Source organism: Saccharopolyspora aridisoli (assembly GCF_004348445.1).
Lineage (GTDB): Bacteria > Actinomycetota > Actinomycetes > Mycobacteriales > Pseudonocardiaceae > Saccharopolyspora > Saccharopolyspora aridisoli.
This window is the reverse complement of sequence record NZ_SMKV01000027.1, coordinates 1-18,824: the sequence shown is the minus strand read 5'-3', so window position 1 is coordinate 18,824 and position 18,824 is coordinate 1. Positions and strand designations below refer to the sequence as shown.

The following is an 18,824-nucleotide window of genomic DNA, read 5'->3' as shown; positions in this document are numbered from 1 at the left end:
AAACACGGACGCCCGCGGCGCTCCTGTTGCCAGTTGGCCACGTATTCACCGCATCGGATGAAGAACGGGCCGCCCTCCGGAGAAGGGCGGCCCGTTCCAGGGGTCAGGCGTTGCTGGGTCAGCCGAGTTCGATGATGAGGTCTCCACCCTCGACCTGCTGCACCGCGCCGATGGCGAGGCGCTTGACCTGGCCGCTCTGCGGGGCGGTGATGGCGGCCTCCATCTTCATCGCCTCGATCGTCGCGACCGTTTGGCCCGACTCGACGGCGTCACCTTCGGCGACCGCGAGGGTGACCACGCCGGCGAACGGCGCGGGGACGTGGCCCGGGTTGGAGCGATCGGCCTTCTCCGCGACCGGCAGGTCGCTGGCCACCGAGCGGTCGCGCACCTGGATGGGTCGCAGCTGCCCGTTGAGCACCGCCATCACGGTGCGCATGCCGCGCTCGTCGGGTTCGCTGATCGCCTCCAACCCGATGAGCAGCCGCACGCCGGGTTCCAGGTCCACCGAGTACTCCTCCCCCGGTTTGAGGCCGTAGAAGAAGTCCTTGCTGCGCAACAGCGAGGTGTCGCCGTAGGCGTCGCGGTGGTCCTGGAACTCCTTGGTGGGCTTGGCGAACATCAACCGGTTGAGCGTGTTGCGCCGGTCCTCGACAAGCCCGTTGCGATCTTCGGTGGACAGTTCGGCGATCTTGCGGGTGGTGGTGCGGCCTTCCAGCGCGCGGGTGCGGAACGGCTCCGGCCAGCCGGCCGGCGGGTCGCCCAGTTCGCCCTGCAGGAAGCCGATCACCGACTCGGGGATGTCGAACTTGCGCGGCTCGGCCTCGAAGTCGGCCGGGTCGACGCCCGCACCCACCAGGTGCAGGGCGAGGTCACCGACGACCTTGGAGGACGGGGTGACCTTGACCAGCCGGCCGAGGATCCGGTCGGCCGCGGCGTACATGGCCTCGATCTCCTCGAACTTGTCGCCGAGACCGAGCGCGACCGCCTGGGTGCGCAGGTTGGACAGCTGACCGCCGGGGATCTCGTGGGAGTAGACGCGGCCGGTCGGCGAGGCCAGGCCCGCCTCGAAGGGCTGGTAGATCTTGCGGACCGACTCCCAGTAGGGCTCCAGGTCGCACACGGCCTGCAGGTCCAGGCCGGTGGTGCGTTCGGTGTAGTCGGTCGCGGCGACCAGCGACGACAGCGCGGGCTGCGAAGTGGTACCGGCCATCGACGCGGTCGCCGCGTCCACGGCGTCCACACCGGACTGGATGGCGGCCATGTAGGTCGCCAGCTGACCACCCGCGGTGTCGTGGGTGTGCAGGTGAACCGGAAGGCCGAACTCCTTGCGCAGCGCGGAGACCAGCGTCGTCGCCGCCGGTGCGCGCAGCAGTCCCGCCATGTCCTTGATGGCCAGCACGTGCGCGCCCGCCTCGACGATCTGCTCGGCGAGCCGCAGGTAGTAGTCCAGTGTGTACAGCTTCTCGTCCGGATTGGACAGATCAGCGGTGTAGCACAGCGCGACCTCGGCGACGGACTTCCCGGTGTTGCGCACGGCTTCGATGGCCGGGCGCATCTGCTCGACGTCGTTGAGCGCGTCGAAGATCCGGAAGATGTCGATGCCGGTGTCGGTGGCCTCCTGCACGAAGTGCTCGGTCACCTCCGTCGGGTACGGCGTGTAGCCGACGGTGTTGCGGCCGCGCAGCAGCATCTGCAGGCAGATGTTGGGGATGGCCTCGCGGAGCTTGGCCAGCCGCTCCCACGGGTCCTCGGCGAGGAACCGCAGCGCGACGTCGTAGGTGGCGCCGCCCCAGCACTCCACCGACAGCAGGTCCGGCGTCATCCGCGCCACGTGCGGCGCGACGGCCAGCAGGTCCTTGCTGCGCACCCGGGTGGCCAGCAGCGACTGGTGGGCGTCGCGGAACGTGGTGTCGGTGACGCCGACGTTGTTGGCCTCGCGCATCCAGCGCGCGAAGCCCTCCGGGCCGAGCTCGGTGAGCTTCTGCTTCGAGCCGGGCAGCGGTGTGGCCGTCAGGTCGACCTCGGGGAGCTTGAAGCTCGGGTCGGCCGCGCTCGGGCGCTCCCCGTTGGGCCGGTTGACGGTGACGTCGGCGAGGTAGTTGAGCAGCCGGGTGCCGCGGTCTGCGGAGTGCCGGGCGGTGAGCAGCTGCGGGCGCTCGTCGATGAACGAGGTCGTGACGCGGCCTTCGGCGAAGTCGTCGTCGTCGAGCACCGCCTGCAGGAACGGGATGTTCGTGGAGACACCGCGGATCCGGAACTCGGCGAGGGCGCGGCGGGCGCGGCCGACCGCGGTCTGGAAGTCGCGTCCCCGGCAGGACAGCTTGACCAGCATCGAGTCGAAGTGCGCGCTGATGCTGGTACCGGCGAAGGCGGTGCCGCCGTCGAGGCGGATGCCCGCGCCGCCCGGCGATCGGTAGGCGCTGATCATGCCGGTGTCGGGGCGGAACCCGTTGGCCGGGTCCTCGGTGGTGATGCGGCACTGCAGGGCGGCGCCGCGCAGCTGGATCTTGTCCTGGGTCATGCCCAGGTCCTCCAGCGACTCGCCACCGGCGATGCGCAGCTGCGACTGGACCAGGTCGGCGTCGGTGACCTCTTCGGTGACCGTGTGCTCGACCTGGATGCGCGGGTTCATCTCGATGAAGACGTGGTTGCCGCGCTCGTCGACGAGGAATTCGACGGTTCCGGCGTTGACGTAGCCGATCTTGCGGGCGAAGGCGACCGCGTCAGCGCAGATCCGCTCCCGCAGCTGTGGGTCGAGGTTCGGGGCCGGGGCGATCTCGATGACCTTCTGGTGTCGCCGCTGCACCGAGCAGTCGCGCTCGAAGAGGTGCACGACGTTGCCATGGCTGTCGGCGAGGATCTGGACCTCGATGTGCCGCGGGTTGACCACGGCCTGCTCCAGGAACACCGTCGGGTCGCCGAAGGCGGACTCGGCTTCGCGCATGGCGGCTTCGAGCGCCTCGCGCAGCCCGGAGGGGTCGTCGACGCGGCGCATGCCGCGTCCGCCACCACCGGCGACGGCCTTGACGAAGACCGGGAAGGTCATCTGCTCGGAGGCGGCCATCAGTTCGTCGATGTCCCGGGACGGCGCCGAGGAGTCCAGCACCGGAACGCCTGCCTCGCGCGCGGCGGCCACGGCGGTGGCCTTGTTGCCGGTCATCTCCAGGATCTGCTGGCGCGGGCCCACGAACGTGATGCCTGCTTCGTGGCACGCCCTGGCCAGCTCGGGATTCTCCGAGAGGAAGCCGTAGCCGGGGTAGACCGCGTCGGCCCCCGCCTGGCGCGCGGCCTTGATGATCTCGTCGACGGACAGGTAGGCCCGGACCGGGTGGCCGGGTTCGCCGATCTCGTACGACTCATCGGCTTTCAGGCGGTGCAGCGAGTTGCGGTCTTCGTGCGGGAAGACCGCGACGGTCCCCGCTCCCAGCTCGTAGGAGGCGCGAAAAGCGCGAATCGCGATCTCGCCGCGGTTGGCGACGAGCACCTTGCGGAACATGCCGGCTCCCTCGGATAACAGGTGTCGGTCGGTGTGAGTGACACTACCGCGAAAATTCCCCCCAGCGGGAGAACCTGTCAGGTGACGAAGACCTCGGCACCCCTCATGACCAGCCCAAACGCTTGCCGCGCACAAGCTGTAGCGGAAAGAAAATCATGACTTCTTTCCTGTCGCGGAACTTTCGATCGTCTATTCGAAGGCTGGAGGTCACCTCACGGCCATCTGGGCGACGGCAGTGGGTGGTTCGGGCCCGGACCGCCCGTGCCGATCGTCGCTCTTGTCCGGTCGGTTCAGACCAGATGTGCCCAACATCCGGGAAATCCACACCCCACCCGGAAGACGATCACGACTTCTCGAGGTACTCCGCGCGCTCTTCATCGACGACCTCGGCCACCATCCGCGCCAACCCCGGGTGCTCCCGCAGAGCGGGATCGGCGGCGACGAAGCGGTCCGCCTCCTCGCGCGCCTGAGCGATCACGTCCTCGTCGCGCAACAACGAGAGCATCTTCAACCCGGACTTGCGGCCCGACTGCGCCGCACCCAGGACGTCGCCCTCCCTGCGCAGCTCCAGGTCCAGCCGCGCCAGCTCGAAACCGTCGGTGGTGGAGGCGACCGCGTCCAGCCGCTCACGCGTCGTGGTGCCGCCCATGGCCTCGGTGACCAGCAGGCACAACCCCGGTGCGCTGCCCCGGCCGACCCGGCCGCGCAGCTGGTGCAGCTGCGACACGCCGAACCGGTCCGCGTCCATGATCACCATGACGGTCGCGTTGGGAACGTTGACGCCCACCTCGATCACCGTGGTCGCCACCAGCACGTCCAGCTCGCCCGCGGCGAAGGCGCGCATCACCGCGTCCTTGTCGTCGGCGGCCAGCCTGCCGTGCAAGATCCCCAGCCGCAGACCGGACAGCGGCCCGGCCGCCAACTGCTCGGCCACGTCGATCACCGCGACCGGCGGACGCCGCTGCTCACCACCGTCGTCCGGCGGCGGCTCCTCGCCGTCGCCGTCGTCCACAGTGGGCTCCTCGGACCTCTTGGACTTCTTGCCCTTGCCCTTGCCCTTGCCCTTGCCCGAGGTCTCCTCGTCGTCACCGATGCGCGGGCACACCACGTACACCTGGTGCCCGGCGGCGACCTCCTCGTGGACCCGCGCCCACGCCCGGTCCAGCCAAGCGGGCTTCTCCGCCACCGGCACCACGCTGGTGCTGATCGGGGAACGGCCCTGCGGTAGTTCGCGCAGCGCCGAGGTCTCCAGATCTCCGTAGACCGTCATCGCCACCGTGCGCGGGATCGGCGTCGCCGTCATCACCAGCACGTGCGGCGCGGTCTCCTCACCCGCACGGGCGCGCAGGGCATCGCGCTGCTCAACGCCGAAGCGGTGCTGCTCATCGACCACGACCAACCCGAGATCGGCGAAGGACACCTCGTCCTGGATCAACGCGTGCGTGCCGACGACGATCCCCGCCTCACCGGAGGCCGCCTCCAGCAGCGCTCCGCGCCGCTGCGCGGTGTTGAGCGAACCGGTCAGCAGCGTCACCCGCGTCGCGTTCTCCGCCCCGCCCAGCTCCCCGGCCATGGCCAGGTCGCCGAGCAGTTCCCGCAGCGAACGCGCGTGCTGCGCGGCCAGCACCTCGGTGGGCGCGAGCATCGCCGCCTGCCGCCCGGCGTCGACCACCTGCAGCATCGCGCGCAGCGCGACCACCGTCTTGCCGCTGCCCACCTCGCCCTGGACCAGGCGGTTCATCGGGTGCTCGGTGCCGAGGTCGGTGGCGATCTGCTCGCCGATCTCTCGCTGACCCCTGGTCAGCTCGAACGGCATCCGCTCGTCGAAGGCCACCCGCACCCCGTCGTCGCGGCGCTCGCAGACCGGCGCCGGGTGCGATTTCGCGTTGCTGCGCCGCTGCGCCAGCGTGAGCTGCACGGCCAGCGCCTCGTCCCACTTGAGCCGTTCCTGCGCTGCCGCGACCTCGCCGAAGTTCTGCGGCAGGTGGATCTTGCGCAGCGCGTCCTCCAGCACCGACATGCCCAGGCGCTCGCGCAGCTCGGTCGGCAGCGGGTCGTCGGTCCCGTCCCACACGTCCAGCACCTGCTTCACGCAGCGCGCGATCGACCACGACGGCAGCCCCTGCGCCGACGGGTAGACCGGCAGCAGCGCGCTCGCGAACTCCTCGGCGACGGCGCCGACGTCGGTGGCCTCCGGGTCGAAGAGCTGGTATTCGGGGTGCGCGAGCTGGAGCTGCTCGCGGAACGCGGTGACCTTGCCCGCGAACATGCCGCGCTTGCCGGGGATCAGCTCCCGCTCTCGCCACGCCTGGTTGAAGAACGTGCACGACAGAGACCGGTGCCCGTCGGTGATGCGGGCCTCGACGATCGTGCCGCGGCGGGACTTCATGGTGCGCTTGGTGACCCGCTCGACCTTGGCCAGAACGGTCGCGTGCTCGCCGAGCTCCAGACCGGCGATCGCGGTCAGCTCACCGCGCTCGGCGTAGCGGCGGGGGTAGTGCCGCAGCAGATCGCCGACGGTGACCAGGCCGAGCGCAGACTCGAGCGCCTTGCCGGTCTTGGCACCCAACAACCGGTCGAGCTTCGCGTCCAATGTGGTCACTGCAAGTCCTCCGCCTGCGTACTCAGTTGGCACCGCGAGCTACTCGGCGGCACCGACGGTTTCCCGGCCGCCGACCCGCCAGCCGGCCCACGCCACGGGAAGCGCGCCGAGCACCAGCCAGCCCTCGCCGGACAGTTCGGTGGCGTCGCGGAAGTCCGGCGCGTCCAGGTTGGCGATCGTGGTCAGCACGACGGTCCCCAGCATCACCCAGCCGAACACCGCCATCACGGCCGCGGCCAGCGCGGTGGCGCGCTCGCGCAACACCCCGCGCAGCACCAACGCGCTCCACACCGCGGCGACCACCAGCCACCACACCAGCTTGCCGACCAGGAAATCGCGCAGCGAGCTCGAACTCTCGGGTGATCCGGTGGAGGTCCACTCCACGGCGATGGGTTCGGGCAGCCTCGCGCCCACCAGCAGCGGCACGGCGATCATCAGCACGGCCACGGACAGCGTCCAGCCGGCGATCAACCACACGTACCGGCTCCGGATTCGCACTGCTGTCTCCCGCATCACTCGATGACTCGGTTCGAGATTAGCGGCACCGCCGGTGATCACCGCAAACCACCCGGGACGACGCGCGGACGTGCCAGTGAGGTTCCTGTGCTCACATCGCCGAGCGCTCCGCGAGCAGCGCGTTGACCAGATCCGCCCCGCGGTCGGGCTTGTCCACGCTGATGACGAAGTCGCGTCCGGAGTTCAGGCGCAGCACCAGGCATTCGCCGCCGCGCAGCATGATCGCGGTGGTGGCGGGAAGAACCCGGTAACCCCAGCCACCGACCTCCATGGCGCGGTGGCGGGCGACCTGGGCGCTGCTGATCTGCTCCAGCCGGATCCGGCGCTCCGGGAAGCGCTGCGGGCCGAACGCGGCGCGCACGCCCCGCTCGTCGACGCGGATCCGCACCGTCGACAGCGCTGACACGACGATTCCCACGAGCAGCGCGGGCAGCGCGACCTGCCAGCCGCTCAGGACGACCGCTGCCACGCCCACCAGCACCCCGGCGGCTCCGACGATGCCGAGGACTCGGCTGGACGCCGAGGAGATCCACACCGTCCGGCGACCCGGTTCGAGGTCGAGCCCGGCGGCGTCAACGGCCTCGTCGGGTTCGGCTCCGGGCTCGTCGGGCCCTCGGTTGCCGACCAGCCAGCCGGCGAAGGCCGCCACCGCCGCCCCCACCAGCACGAGGATCACGTGCCACACCGGCAACCGCGCGTCCTGCCAGGAGGTGTGGTCGAGGTTCGCCCACAGCGTCGAGACCGTGATGCCCGCGAAGAAGGCGGCGACAGCGCCCAGCAACGCCGCGGAACCGGCCCGGTGCGCCCGGCGTTCGCCCACCGTTCCCACGACCACCCCGAACACCGCGAGCAGCAACCACCCCGGCAGCACGACCAGCGGGAACATCGCCAGGGACGTGGACCCGTCGGGATGGCCTGCGCCGCTGAAGTGGGTGGCGATCGGGTCCGGGAGCCGCTCGCGCAACACGACCACCGGTGAGACCAGCGCGACGGTCACCAGCATCGTCCACGCGATCGACAGGACCAGGAATGCCTTGCGGCGGTTCACGATTCCTCCTCGATCCACCGCGTCAGGTCGGCGGTGGTGAAGCCCCGGCGCCGCACCTCGGCCACCAGGTCGCGCAGCTGAGCGCGCAGCCCCGACTCCGGGTCGGGACGCCTCAGCACGGTGACCCCTCGCCCGCGGCGGAACTCCAGCAGTCCCTCGGCGCGCAGTTCGCGCAGCGCTCGCAGCACGGTGTTGGCGTTGATGCTCATCGCGTCGGCCAGGTCGCGGGCGGGTGGGAGCCGGTCACCCGGATCGGCCTCCCCGTCGGCGATGGCGCGCCGGATCGCATCGGCGGCCTGCTCGTGCAGCGGCTGCCCGTCCTCGATGTCCAACCTGAGCAACATGGTGACAATGACACTAGCACCATCAGATTCATCCCGGAACCGGGTGCGACGAGCTCGGAGAAACGGGAAGTTCCCCGCTCCCGGGACGGAACTACTCGATGCCGATCAGCAGCAGTGAGTCCAAGGCGCCCGCCGGATAGCGGGCCATCTCCACCTCGGGATGGGCGCGACGCAGGTGAGCCGACAGCTCCCCGGGCAGCTCGGGCGGCGTGTTGTCGCCGATGAGCGCGGTGAACAGCTCGCCACCGGCGGTGAGCATCCTGGTCAGCAGCTCCAGCGCGGTGGTGGTCAGGTCTTCGCCGATGAGCACGACCTCCCCGTCGATCAGACCGAGGATGTCGCCGGGACGGCACCGACCGACCCAGGTCAGCGCTTCGGCGTCGGCGACGTAGAGCTCACCCCGGCGGGTCGCCGCAGCGGCCTCGGCCATCGCGACCTGGTCGTCGGCGCGGCGCCGATGCGGATCGTGCACGGCCAGCGCGGCCAGCCCCTGCACCGGCGAAGCGGTCGGCACCACCACGACCTCGGGCCCCTCGCCGGACCGACCGGCCACCGCCCGCTCCACGACCAGGGCAGTGTCCAGGTCGTTGGGCAGCACGACCACGTGACCCGCACCGGTGCCGACGATCGCCTCCCGCAACTCCGCCGGGACCGGGATCGAGCCGGTGACCAGCACATCGGCTCCCTCGGCGGCGAAGACCTCGCCGAGCACGTCCCCCGGCACGCACGCCAGCACCGCCACGTCGCGGGCGTAGGCGGCCTGCTGATCGGCGAAGCGGGTCACCTTGATCCGGTGCACCCGGCCGGTTTCCACGCCCGCCTCGATCGCTCCTCCGATGTCGTCGCAGTGCACGTGGACCGCCCAGGCGTCGACCCCGTCACCGACGACCGACACGCAGTCGCCCAGCCCTCCGAGCCGCCCGCGCAGCGACTCGGCCCGCTCCGCGTCGGTGTCGGCCAGCAGGTACATGACCTCGTAGTCGAAGCTCGACTCGTGCTCCAGCAGATCCGACTCCGCAGGCACCGGCGAGTTCGGGGCCAGCCACTCGCCGTCGACGACCACCGCGTGCAGCGCGTCGAGCAGGACCACCAGACCTCGTCCACCCGCGTCGACGACGCCCGCCTCCGACAGCACCGGCAGCTGCGCAGGTGTCGCGGCCAGCGCGTCGATCGCCGCGCGCGTCGAGGAGCGCACCACCTCGGCCAGGTCTTCGGTGCTCCGCGCGCCGCGGGCTGCCGCGCGCAGCACCGACAGCACGGTTCCCTCCTGCGGCTCGGCGACGGCCTGCCGGGCCAGCTCATCGGCTCGCCGCAGTGCCTCCCGCCACGCCACGCCGTCCGCGGTCTCGGCGTCCCGCAGCTGCTCGGCCACACCCCTGATGGCCTGCGACAACAGCAGCCCTGAGTTCCCGCAGGCACCGCCGAGGGCACCTTTGGCCAGCGCGGCGAACACGCCGCCGAGCGTGTCCGGGGCCGCCTCGTCGAGGGTGCGCACCGCCGCGCGCATGGTCTGCAGCAGGTTCGTCCCGGTGTCGCCGTCGGCGACCGGGTAGACGTTGATCCGGTCGATCGCCTCGCGCTCGGCCGACAGCGCCGACATGGCCAGGTCCGCCCAGCGGCGGGCAGTCGCCGCGTTCAGCGTCCGCAACACCCGGGAACCTCCCACGCACGTTAGGATCGGTCGCAGCCGAGACTATCCGCAGGCGGCGCCCTCACGGTGCTCCGCCGCACATCGGCCCCCGGCGCGGGAGCAGCCGGGTGCCGTGGGCTAGACTCATCGGGTCCCAGGGTGGCGATGACCCCGGGCGACCGGGTTCTCCGGGCTCAGTCCGCCGCACGGCGGTGAGCAGGAAGCGCTCCCGAAATGCCTCTCCGATTCGGCGTGGCACGACAGCGGAGCTCTCATCGCTGTAACCGTCAAGCAAAGTAAGGGGTGTCTGACGTGGCTGCCGTCTGCGACGTCTGTGGCAAGGGACCAGGCTTCGGCAACTCGGTCTCGCACTCCCACCGGAAGACCAAGCGCCGGTGGAACCCGAACATTCAGACCGTGCACGCCAAGATCGGTCTGTCCCAGCGCAAGCGCATGAACGTGTGCACCTCCTGCATGAAGGCAGGCAAGGTCGCCCGCGGCTGAGGAAATGTTCTCAGCTAGAAGCCCCGAGGTGGTTGTCCTCGGGGCTTTCTGCTGTTGAGGGCCAGGGAGCGAGCACGTCGGGCAAGCGCCGCAGGCGCTTCGTCCGCGCCTCGCCTCCCGACCCGCACCGCCGCGGGTCCTCAGACGTCCTCTGCGGAGGACAGCCGTAGCGCCGCGCAGTGGCCATGAAATTTCCGCTCCGGCGCCGCGGAGCGGCATGACCACTGACGGCTTCCGAAGCTCAGGGCAGCTTCCAGTCGATGGGCTCCCAGCCCTTGCGCTGGAGGATCTCGTTGGCCCGGCTGAAGGGCTTCGATCCGAAGAACCCGCGATCGGCCGACATCGGGCTCGGGTGGGGAGATTCGACGCACTCCACACCGGGCATCAGCGGTCGCAGGTCGCGAGCGTCGCGTCCCCACAGGATCGCCACCAGCGGTTCGTCGCGAGCGGCCAGGGCCTTGATCGCCTGCGCGGTGACCTGCTCCCAGCCCTTGCCCCGGTGCGAGCCGGGCTTGCCGGGGCTGACCGTGAGAGCGCGGTTGAGCAGCAGCACGCCGCGTTCGGTCCACGGCGTGAGGTCCCCGCCGGAAGGCTTCGGGTGTCCGAGGTCTTCGCTGTACTCGCGGAAGATGTTGACCAGGCTGCGCGGTGGCGCGACGCCCTCGGCGACCGAGAAGCTCAGCCCCACCGGATGACCGGGCGTGGGGTACGGGTCCTGGCCGACGATGAGCACGCGCACGTCGTGGAACGGCTGCTGGAAGGCGCGCAGCACGTTCTCCGGAGCAGGCAGGTAGGTGCGGCCTTCGGCGACCTCGGAACGCAGGAAGGCGCCCATCGCCGCGATCTGATCCGCGACCGGAGCGAGCGCCTCCGCCCAGCCGGCTTCAACGGTTTCGTGCAGGGGACGTGCTGCCATGCCGAGCAGGTTAGCGATCGACATCAACGGCCTTGCGCACAACCCCACAACCACTCGCTAGTGTCGCAGGTCACATACCGATGACGTAACGACGATCGCGAGCTCGCCCGCACGCGTAATCGGGGCTACTCCGAAAGTGCCATTTTCGCCCGTCATCGCGGAAACGCACTTGTCAGCTCAGTGACGCTCCGGGAGCGGTTTTCGGGACTTCGAACGTGCGGTGGCGCATAAAGCAAATAACGTGGGAATGCTCGATGTCGCGCTTTTGGTGGCCTCCCCCTGGCCGCTCGGCTAGGTTCTGGCGAAGTTCCAAATCGACCACGGCCGTGGAGACAACACCCGGAGGTGGGCCGCATCTCATGACTTCTCAGGAAACCGCCGAATCAGAGGCCGAGCAGAAGTCGTTGCTGCGTCGAGCGGTCGGCGCAGCCGCAATCGGTAACTGCACGGAGTGGTACGACTTCGGCGTCTACGCGTATGTGGCCGCATATGTCGGCCACCAGTTCTTCCCCGGTCCGTGGGAGACCGTCTCCGCGTTCGGCGTCTTCGCCATCTCCTTCCTGTTCCGCCCGCTGGGCAGCCTGTTCTTCGGCCCGCTCGGCGACCGGATCGGCAGGCAGAAGGTCCTCGCGGTGACGATTCTGCTGATGTCGGGCTCGACGTTCGCCATCGGCGTGCTGCCGACCTACGGCGCCATCGGCATCTTCGCGCCGATGCTGTTGCTGCTGTGCCGGCTGTTGCAGGGCTTCTCCACCGGTGGCGAATACGGAGGCGCGGCGACCTACATCGCCGAGTACGCCCCCGACCGCAAGCGCGGCTTCTGGGGCAGTTGGCTTGAATTCGGCACTCTCGTCGGCTTCGGACTCGGCGCGCTGGTGCCGACCATCCTGATCCTCACGCTGGACAGCACTTCCATGGAAACGTGGGGCTGGCGCATTCCTTTCCTGATCGCCGGCCCGCTGGGCGGTGTTGGTCTGTACTTGCGGTCCAAGCTGGAGGACACCCCGGCGTTCAAGCAGCTGGAGAACACCCACCAGGTCGCCAAGTCCCCGCTGCGGGACCTCGTCCGCGAGTGGTGGCGCCAGCTGCTGATCCTCATGGGCATCGTGGTCCTGATCAACGTCGCCAACTACACGATCCTGACCTACATGGAGACCTACCTCTCGGACACGCTCAACGTGCCCGACGGGCAGGAGCACCAGGTGCTGGTCCCGCTGCTGCTGACGGTCGCGTTCATGATGGTCATCATCACGCCCATCGGCGCGCTGTCGGACCGCATCGGCCGGAAACCGCTGTTCATCTCAGCGGCCATCTGCTTCCTGGTGCTGCCGGTCCCCGCGTTCTGGCTGATCGGCCAGGGAACGGTGCTGACCACCGTCCTCGGTCTGGCGCTGCTGGCCGTCGGTCACGTGCAGCTGATCGGGCCGCTGGCCGCGACGCTGCCGGCGATGTTCCCGACCAAGGTCCGCTACGCGGCCTTCTCGGTCGGCTACAACATCTCCACTGCCGTCTTCGGTGGCACTGCGCCACTGGTCAACGACGCCGTCGTGACCAACACCGGCAACAGCTACTTCCCCGCCTTCTACCTGATGGGCGCGGCACTGGTCGCCCTGGTGCCGATCCTGCTCATGAAGGAGACCGCGAGGAAGCCGCTGATGCAGAACGCCCCCGCGCCGGCCCCGGCGAGCTGACCGCCGGAACCCACCACATTCGAGGACGCCCCTGGTTCATCCGGGGGCGTCCTCCTCTGCCACTCCTACCGCCAGTGCTCCCAGCCGGTGGGGCCTTCGTAGTCCTTGCCGTCGATGGTCACGCCCGAGCCTTCCGCGACCACGCCGATCTCGCGGAAGTCCGGGGGCAGCGGGCGGTTGGCGGGGAAGGTCGCGATCAGGGCCTGGTCCTCGCCTCCGGTGAGCACCCAGTGCCGGGCATCGGCCCCCAGGGCCGAGGCGACCTCGGTGAGCCGCTGCGGGATCTCGACCTGCTCGAGGCGGAGGTCGACGGCGACCCTCGAAGCGGTCGCGATGTGGCCCAGGTCGGCCAGCAGACCGTCGGAGGTGTCCACCATGGACGTGGCACCGGCGACGGCGGCCTGCGGTCCGGCGCCGTAGGGCGGTTCGGGCACGCGGTGCGCGCCGACGACGGCGACCGGGGAGCGGAATCCGCGCCCCAGGACGGCTAACCCGGCCGCCGACCAGCCGAGCCTGCCTGCCACCGCGACGACGTCACCCGGACGCGCACCGGAGCGGGTGACGGGTTCCCTGCCCTGCAAGTCGCCGAGGGCTGTGATCGAGATCGTCAGTGACGGTGACGACACCATGTCGCCGCCGACGATCCCGATCCCGGCCTGCTGTGCCTCTTCCCACAGGCCGTCCGCGAGCTCGTCGACCACGGACGCGGGCGTGTCGGGCGGGCATCCGAGACCGACCAGCAGACCCGTGGGCACCGCGCCCATGGCGTTGATGTCGGAGAGGTTCACCGCGGCCGCTTTGCGGCCCACCTGGTGCGGTGTGGACCAGTCGAAGCGGAAGTGGACATGTTCCACCAGCACATCGGTGCTGGCCACCACGCGACCGTCGGGAGCGGCCAGCACCGCGGCGTCGTCACCCGGGCCGAGAAGCGTGCCCGGCGACTGTTGACGACCAGTTGTCACTCGATCGATGAGATCGAACTCACCCACCTGGGAAATGGTCTGTGGTTCCTGGGACGAGTCAGGACCCAACTGGGACCTTCCTTCCTTGAGCATTAGCTCGGTCAGATGGGGTAGCTTTCTGCCAGTTTCCTACCCCGAGCACATGGGCTAGACGAAGGGGCACGCCGTGGTACAGGCATACATCCTCATCCAGACAGAGGTCGGCAAAGCAGCCGCCGTCGCCGGCGAGATTGCAGGGTCCGAAGGTGTTATCAGCGCCGAGGACGTCACCGGTCCCTACGACGTCATCGTGCGCGCCGAGGCCGAGAACGTCGACCTGCTCGGCAAGATGGTCGTCGCGAAGATCCAGAACGTCGAGGGCATCACGCGCACGCTGACCTGTCCGGTGGTCCACCTCTGAGGAACCCCTGTTCCGGCCGGGTCCCGGCGTGGTGCTGTGATGGGCGGCGTGGTTGAGCACGAGGATTCCGGCGTTCCCAGGCCGGTTCTGATCATCGCGATCGCGCTCGGCGTGCTGTTGGCCGTGGGCGTGGCCGGTGTCGGTGCCTACGGCTGGTACGGCGAGCACCGGCTCCGGCAGGAGATCGCGGCCGCCGAAGCTGCCAGGCGCACGGGTCCGCTGGCAGCGGCACCCATCCCGGCACCCGAGGCGCAGTCCCCGGAGTGCTCGGCGGTGATGTCCGCCCTGCCCGCGCAGCTGTCGATCGGTGGTGCCCAGGTGCCGCGCAGGCCGCTGGCCCAGCCCGCACCGGCCGCGACCGTCGCCTGGGGCGACGCCGAGCACGACCCGGTGACCGTGCGCTGCGGCATCGGCGCGCCCGCCGAGCTGACCCCGACCTCGCAGCTGATGGACGTGTCCGGGGTCAGCTGGTTGCAGATCAACCAGGGCGGCGATTCCTCGTGGCTGGCCGTGGACCGGCCGGTCTACGTGGCGCTGAGCGCCCCGGCCGCCACAGGAACGGGCCCGTTGCAGGACCTGTCGAAGCTGATCGGCGGAAAACTCCCGAAGCAGCCCGTCTTCCCGTAGGAGCCCTCCGGGTTGGTCGTTCTGCTTGGCGGTGCGGGTGGCAGGACCTGAGCGGTGCGAGCAGGTCGGGCACAACCGGGACCAGCCCGAGTCGTGAGGAGGCCGTCCCCCAACGATGTGGGGGACGGCTTCTTCGCGTCAGCGCAGGCCGGTGCCGCGCGCCAGCGCCGTGTCGACCAGCGTGGTCAGCAGCGCCGGGTAGTCGATGCCGCTGTGCGCCCACATCCGCGGGTACAGCGAGATCGGGGTGAAGCCCGGCATCGTGTTGACCTCGTTGATGATCAGCTCGCCTTCGTCGGACAGGAAGAAGTCGACGCGGGCGAGCCCCTGGCACTCCAGCGCAGCGAAGGCGCGCACCGCCATGTCGCGCAGCTCGGCGGTGTGCTCGTCGCTGATCTTGGCGGGCAGGTCGAACTCGGTGACGTCGTCGAGGTACTTCGACTCGTAGTCGTACCAGTCGCTCTCACCAGTGACCCGCAGCTCGGCGGGCTGCGACGCCTCGACGCGGCCGTCGGGGAACTCCAAGACGCCGCACTCGATCTCGCGTCCGACCACACCGGTCTCGATGATGACCTTCGGGTCCGTGCGACGGGCTTCGGCGATCGCGTCGTCCAGGTCGGCCCAGTCGGTGACCTTGGTGATGCCCAGCGACGAACCGGCGCGCGCGGGCTTGACGAACACCGGCAAGGTGAGCCGGTCGCGCTGCGCCTCGGTCAGCGTCTCCTGGCCCCTGCGCAGCACCTCGTAGGTGCCGACCTCGATGCCTTCGGCCGCGAGCAGCTTCTTGGTGTACTCCTTGTCCATCGACACCGCGCTGGAGAGCACGCCCGGACCCACGTAGGGCACGTCCGCCATCTCCAGCAGGCCCTGGATGGTGCCGTCCTCGCCGAAGGCGCCGTGCAGCACCGGGAACACGACGTCGACACCGGAGAGGACTTCACCGCCCTTCTCCGGTTCGAGCAGCACCAGTTCCTGGCGGGTCGGGTCACCCGGGAGGGCCAGCGCGGTGCCGGAGACGACCTGGGGTTCCTTGCGGTCCCGGATCTCCAGCTGCTTCGGGTCGTCGGTGCCGAGCACCCAGGCGCCTTCCTGGGTGATGCCGACCGGCACCATCTCGAAACGGTCCTGGTCCAGGTGGGCGAGCACGCTACCGCCGGACACGCAGGAGATGCCGTGCTCGGTGCTGCGCCCGCCGAAGACGACGGCCACCCGGGTCTTGCGCGAAGTCATGCGCCGGACCATACCTCGCGCGAGCAGGCGTCGTTCTACGAAGCCCTTCCGCCTGCGACACGATGCGGTCACGCGCCGGTTCGCCGGCACAACCGCGCCACGACCGGCAGCGCGACTCCGAGCTCATCGCGGGTGCAGGCGGCGTAGCCGAGGGCAAGTCCGTGCCACCGCTGCGGACCGTCGTGGTGACGTCGCAGCCCGTCCAGCACGATTCCTCGTTCCGCTGCCTCGTCGACGACGCGCTGCTCGGTCTCGGCGTCCGGCAGCGGGAGCACGACGTGGGCGCCCGCGCGGTCACCGAAGACGCTCACCCCCTCGGCGGCGAGGCGCTCGACGACGATCGCGCGGCGCTGCGAGAGCTCCCGCCGCAGCCGGCGCAGGTGCCTGCCGAGGTCCCCGTGGCGGGCGAGTTCCACCAGCACGCGCTGCCCGGCGGCGGCCGGGCCGACACCGATGCGTTCCCGGTGCCGCTGCACGGCGGTGGTGATCTTCTCGGCGGCGAGCATCCAGCCGACCCCGAGCGTCGGGGTGAGGATCTTGCTGGTGGTGCCCAGGTGCACGACGACGTCCGGGGCCATCGAGGCCAGCACCGGCAGCGGGGCGACGTCGTAGCGGAGTTCGCCGTCGTAGTCGTCCTCGACGATCAGCCAGCCCTCGGAGCGAGCGCGTTCGATGAGCGCGATGCGTCGTTCGGCCGGGAGCCTCCCGCCGACCGGGAACTGGTGAGCCGGTGAGCAGTAGACGGCCGCCACCTCGCTCGGCACGTCGTCGACGACGAGCCCGGAGTGGTCGACCGGCGCGGGCACGACCTCCATGCCGGCTGTTCTCAGCGCACCGACCGCGCGCTGGTAGCCGGGTTCCTCGACGGCGACCTTCGCCCCGCGCGGCAGCACGGCGGCGGCGAGTTCACCGAGCGCGGTGCTCGTGCCGCCGGTGGCCAGCACGTTCTCCGGGGTCCAGCCGCCGACGACCAGGCCCCGATGTCGCAGCAGGTGTTCCACGACCGCCTCGCGGTAGCTGAGCAGACCAGCCCGTTGCGGGCGCAGGTCGGGTGCGGTGTCGGCGGCGGCGCGCCACGCCCGGCGCCAGATGGCGCGGTCGATGCCGTCGGCCCACGGGACCCCGGGAACCAGGACGATCATCGGACGTTCGGCGTGCCGGTGCTGCAGGACCGGAGGCGGCACGGCGTCGCTGCGCGCCCCCGGCGGGCTGGTGGTGACGTAGGTGCCCGAGCCGCGCCGCCCGACGATCCAGCCTTCGGCGTGCAGCTGCTCGTAGGCAGCGGCCGTCACGGTGCGGCTGACGGCCAGGTGGCGGGCCAGCGCGCGTGTCGAGGGCAACCGGTCGCCGCCGCGCAGCTGGCCGATGGTGGCCGCGTGCCGCAACGCGTCGGCCAGCTGCACCGCGAGCGGCAGATCGCCGTCACGGTGCAGGTCGATGGCCAGTTCCAGCAGCGGTGAGCTGGCCGCGGGCACGTCATGTGGCATTTCGGAATTCTCCCTGATTGGCACTTCGATGGTGCCACTTCTCAGGTGAGGCTGGTGACGTGACTTCACAGCTCTCCCCCACGGAACGGTCCACCATCCGCCGAGGCGCCAAGCGGGCGCGCACCGAACGCAGCGATCTCCACGCGACCCTCGACGCCGGGCTGGTCTGCCACCTGGCGGTGGTCGTCGACGGCTCGCCGCGCGTGCTGCCCACCGGCTACGGGCGTCGCGGCGAAACGCTCTACCTGCACGGATCGACCGGGGCGCGCAGCCTCCGGGATGCCGGTGAGGTGTGCGTGTCGGTGACCAACGTGGACGGCGTCGTCTACTCGCGGTCGATGATGCACCACTCGATCAACTACCGGTCGGCGGTGGTCCACGGACGCATCCGGCACGTCGAGGACCCCGCCGAGCGGTGGGAAGGACTGCGGGTGATCGCAGAGCAGCTCGCGCCGGGGTCGTGGGACTACGCGCGCCGACCCAACAAGAAGGAGCTCGCCGCCACCGCCGTCCTGGCGCTGGACCTCACCGAGGCCGCGGTGAAGATCCGCACCGGCGACCCGGGCGACGACACCGAGGACGTCGAGGCGAACGAGGTGTGGGCCGGCGTGCTCCCGCTGCACCGGAGCTGGGGCACACCGGTGCCTTCAGCGGACCTGATCGCGGAACTGCCCGTGCCCGAACACGTTCTGCGGCGGCCCTGAGCGGATCACCCGCGGATCGTGCGGTTCGCCCGCTGCGGGCGGTAGACGTGGATGGTCACTGCCGGGTCGACGCCGAGGTTGCTGACCTGGTGGGCGTAGTTCGGGCCGAAGACCCGGGACTGGCCGGTGGTCAGCGAGTGCAGGACCTCGGAGTTCCCGGGCCGGGCGACCCGTTCGGTCAGATCTCCCTGCACGACGGTGAAAGCACCGGTGGCGCCGCCGTGGTCGTGCAGATCGGTGTGCTGGCCGGGCAGCCAGCTCAGCAGCCACGCCTCGTAGGCGTCGGTGCGGGCGAGCAGCCCGGCCCAGCTCTCCTCGGCGTCGTAGCGCAGCAGGTGCGCCCAGGACTCGCGGTCGGCGGCGAACTCGCGGGCGATGCGGGCCGGGTGCGCGATGCTCAGGTCAGCGGGCGCGGCAAGGGTGTTGGGCGGAACGGCGAACACGTGGAAGTCCTTCGGAGATCGTGAGCGAACCCCGGGGCGCAGGCGTGCGAGGACGCCGCGATCAACCCGGGAAGCGGATGAGATCGATCAACACGAAGAACACGAACAGAGCGCGCTGGCGACGCGGTGCAGGTCGATGTGACCCCGTCGGCCGATGAACGCGCGCTTCAACACGCCACGAACTCAACCAGTCCCCCACCCCGCCGTCAACCGCCTCCCACTCC

At 70.2% G+C, this 18,824-nt stretch carries 16 protein-coding genes; 5 read left to right on the top strand and 11 right to left on the bottom strand.

The window, feature by feature from the left end:
* Window positions 1–118: 118 nt before the first annotated feature.
* From E1161_RS19605 to E1161_RS19580, 6 genes are all read right to left on the bottom strand, one after another.
* Entirely contained in the window at window positions 119–3,496 is a 3,378-nt protein-coding gene (locus E1161_RS19605) for a pyruvate carboxylase (protein ID WP_132625383.1), read from the bottom strand.
* Between the two features lie 343 nt (window positions 3,497–3,839).
* The gene (gene recG, locus E1161_RS19600) at window positions 3,840–6,098 is read right to left on the bottom strand and encodes an ATP-dependent DNA helicase RecG (protein ID WP_132625381.1); all 2,259 of its coding nucleotides are present in this window, start codon (window positions 6,096–6,098) and stop codon (window positions 3,840–3,842) included.
* Between the two features lie 39 nt (window positions 6,099–6,137).
* Window positions 6,138–6,596 (bottom strand): hypothetical protein, encoded by a 459-nt coding sequence (locus E1161_RS19595; protein ID WP_132625379.1) that lies wholly within the window; start codon window positions 6,594–6,596, stop codon window positions 6,138–6,140.
* A gap of 109 nt (window positions 6,597–6,705) precedes the next feature.
* On the bottom strand, window positions 6,706–7,662 hold the full coding sequence (locus E1161_RS19590; RefSeq protein ID WP_132625377.1) for a DUF1648 domain-containing protein: 957 nt from the start codon (window positions 7,660–7,662) through the stop codon (window positions 6,706–6,708).
* On the bottom strand, window positions 7,659–8,006 hold the full coding sequence (locus E1161_RS19585) for a GntR family transcriptional regulator (protein WP_207920307.1): 348 nt from the start codon (window positions 8,004–8,006) through the stop codon (window positions 7,659–7,661). The genes E1161_RS19590 and E1161_RS19585 overlap by 4 nt, the downstream gene beginning before the upstream one ends.
* Window positions 8,007–8,097: 91 nt before the next feature.
* Entirely contained in the window at window positions 8,098–9,657 is a 1,560-nt protein-coding gene (locus E1161_RS19580) for a DAK2 domain-containing protein (RefSeq protein ID WP_132625375.1), read from the bottom strand.
* 291 nt (window positions 9,658–9,948) lie between these two features.
* Here E1161_RS19580 and rpmB point away from each other — a divergent pair, with 291 nt between their 5' ends.
* A complete protein-coding gene (gene rpmB, locus E1161_RS19575; RefSeq protein ID WP_132625373.1) occupies window positions 9,949–10,140 on the top strand; it encodes a 50S ribosomal protein L28 in 192 nt (63 codons plus the stop codon).
* Between the two features lie 241 nt (window positions 10,141–10,381).
* Here the strand turns inward: rpmB and E1161_RS19570 are convergent, their stop codons facing one another.
* Window positions 10,382–11,056: a uracil-DNA glycosylase gene (locus E1161_RS19570; RefSeq protein ID WP_132625371.1), complete on the bottom strand. Its 675-nt coding sequence runs from the start codon at window positions 11,054–11,056 to the stop codon at window positions 10,382–10,384.
* Between the two features lie 359 nt (window positions 11,057–11,415).
* On the opposite strand from E1161_RS19570, the gene E1161_RS19565 reads away from it, so the two are divergent.
* Window positions 11,416–12,747, top strand: a complete 1,332-nt coding sequence (locus E1161_RS19565; RefSeq protein WP_132625369.1) for an MFS transporter — start codon at window positions 11,416–11,418, stop codon at window positions 12,745–12,747.
* Between the two features lie 65 nt (window positions 12,748–12,812).
* Here the strand turns inward: E1161_RS19565 and E1161_RS19560 are convergent, their stop codons facing one another.
* Window positions 12,813–13,802, bottom strand: coding sequence for a thiamine-phosphate kinase (locus E1161_RS19560; protein ID WP_165939875.1), 990 nt, complete (start codon window positions 13,800–13,802; stop codon window positions 12,813–12,815).
* Between the two features lie 73 nt (window positions 13,803–13,875).
* Here E1161_RS19560 and E1161_RS19555 point away from each other — a divergent pair, with 73 nt between their 5' ends.
* Both E1161_RS19555 and E1161_RS19550 read left to right on the top strand, forming a co-directional pair.
* A complete protein-coding gene (locus tag E1161_RS19555; RefSeq protein ID WP_132625365.1) occupies window positions 13,876–14,109 on the top strand; it encodes an Lrp/AsnC ligand binding domain-containing protein in 234 nt (77 codons plus the stop codon).
* Window positions 14,110–14,148: 39 nt separating this feature from the next.
* Window positions 14,149–14,736: a DUF3515 domain-containing protein gene (locus E1161_RS19550; RefSeq protein ID WP_132625363.1), complete on the top strand. Its 588-nt coding sequence runs from the start codon at window positions 14,149–14,151 to the stop codon at window positions 14,734–14,736.
* Between the two features lie 138 nt (window positions 14,737–14,874).
* On the opposite strand, the gene E1161_RS19545 is transcribed toward E1161_RS19550, so the two are convergent.
* Both E1161_RS19545 and pdxR read right to left on the bottom strand, forming a co-directional pair.
* Complete coding sequence (locus E1161_RS19545) at window positions 14,875–15,966, bottom strand: D-alanine--D-alanine ligase family protein (protein WP_132625361.1); 1,092 nt, start codon at window positions 15,964–15,966, stop codon at window positions 14,875–14,877.
* Between the two features lie 68 nt (window positions 15,967–16,034).
* Window positions 16,035–17,453 carry a MocR-like pyridoxine biosynthesis transcription factor PdxR gene (gene pdxR, locus E1161_RS19540; RefSeq protein WP_132625359.1) on the bottom strand — a complete coding sequence of 473 codons (1,419 nt, stop codon included), beginning with the start codon at window positions 17,451–17,453 and terminating at the stop codon, window positions 16,035–16,037.
* Between the two features lie 59 nt (window positions 17,454–17,512).
* Here pdxR and E1161_RS19535 point away from each other — a divergent pair, with 59 nt between their 5' ends.
* A complete protein-coding gene (locus E1161_RS19535; RefSeq protein ID WP_132625357.1) occupies window positions 17,513–18,157 on the top strand; it encodes a pyridoxamine 5'-phosphate oxidase family protein in 645 nt (214 codons plus the stop codon).
* A 5-nt stretch (window positions 18,158–18,162) separates the two neighbouring features.
* On the opposite strand, the gene E1161_RS19530 is transcribed toward E1161_RS19535, so the two are convergent.
* Entirely contained in the window at window positions 18,163–18,600 is a 438-nt protein-coding gene (locus E1161_RS19530) for a cysteine dioxygenase (RefSeq protein WP_132625355.1), read from the bottom strand.
* Window positions 18,601–18,824 lie beyond the last annotated feature (224 nt).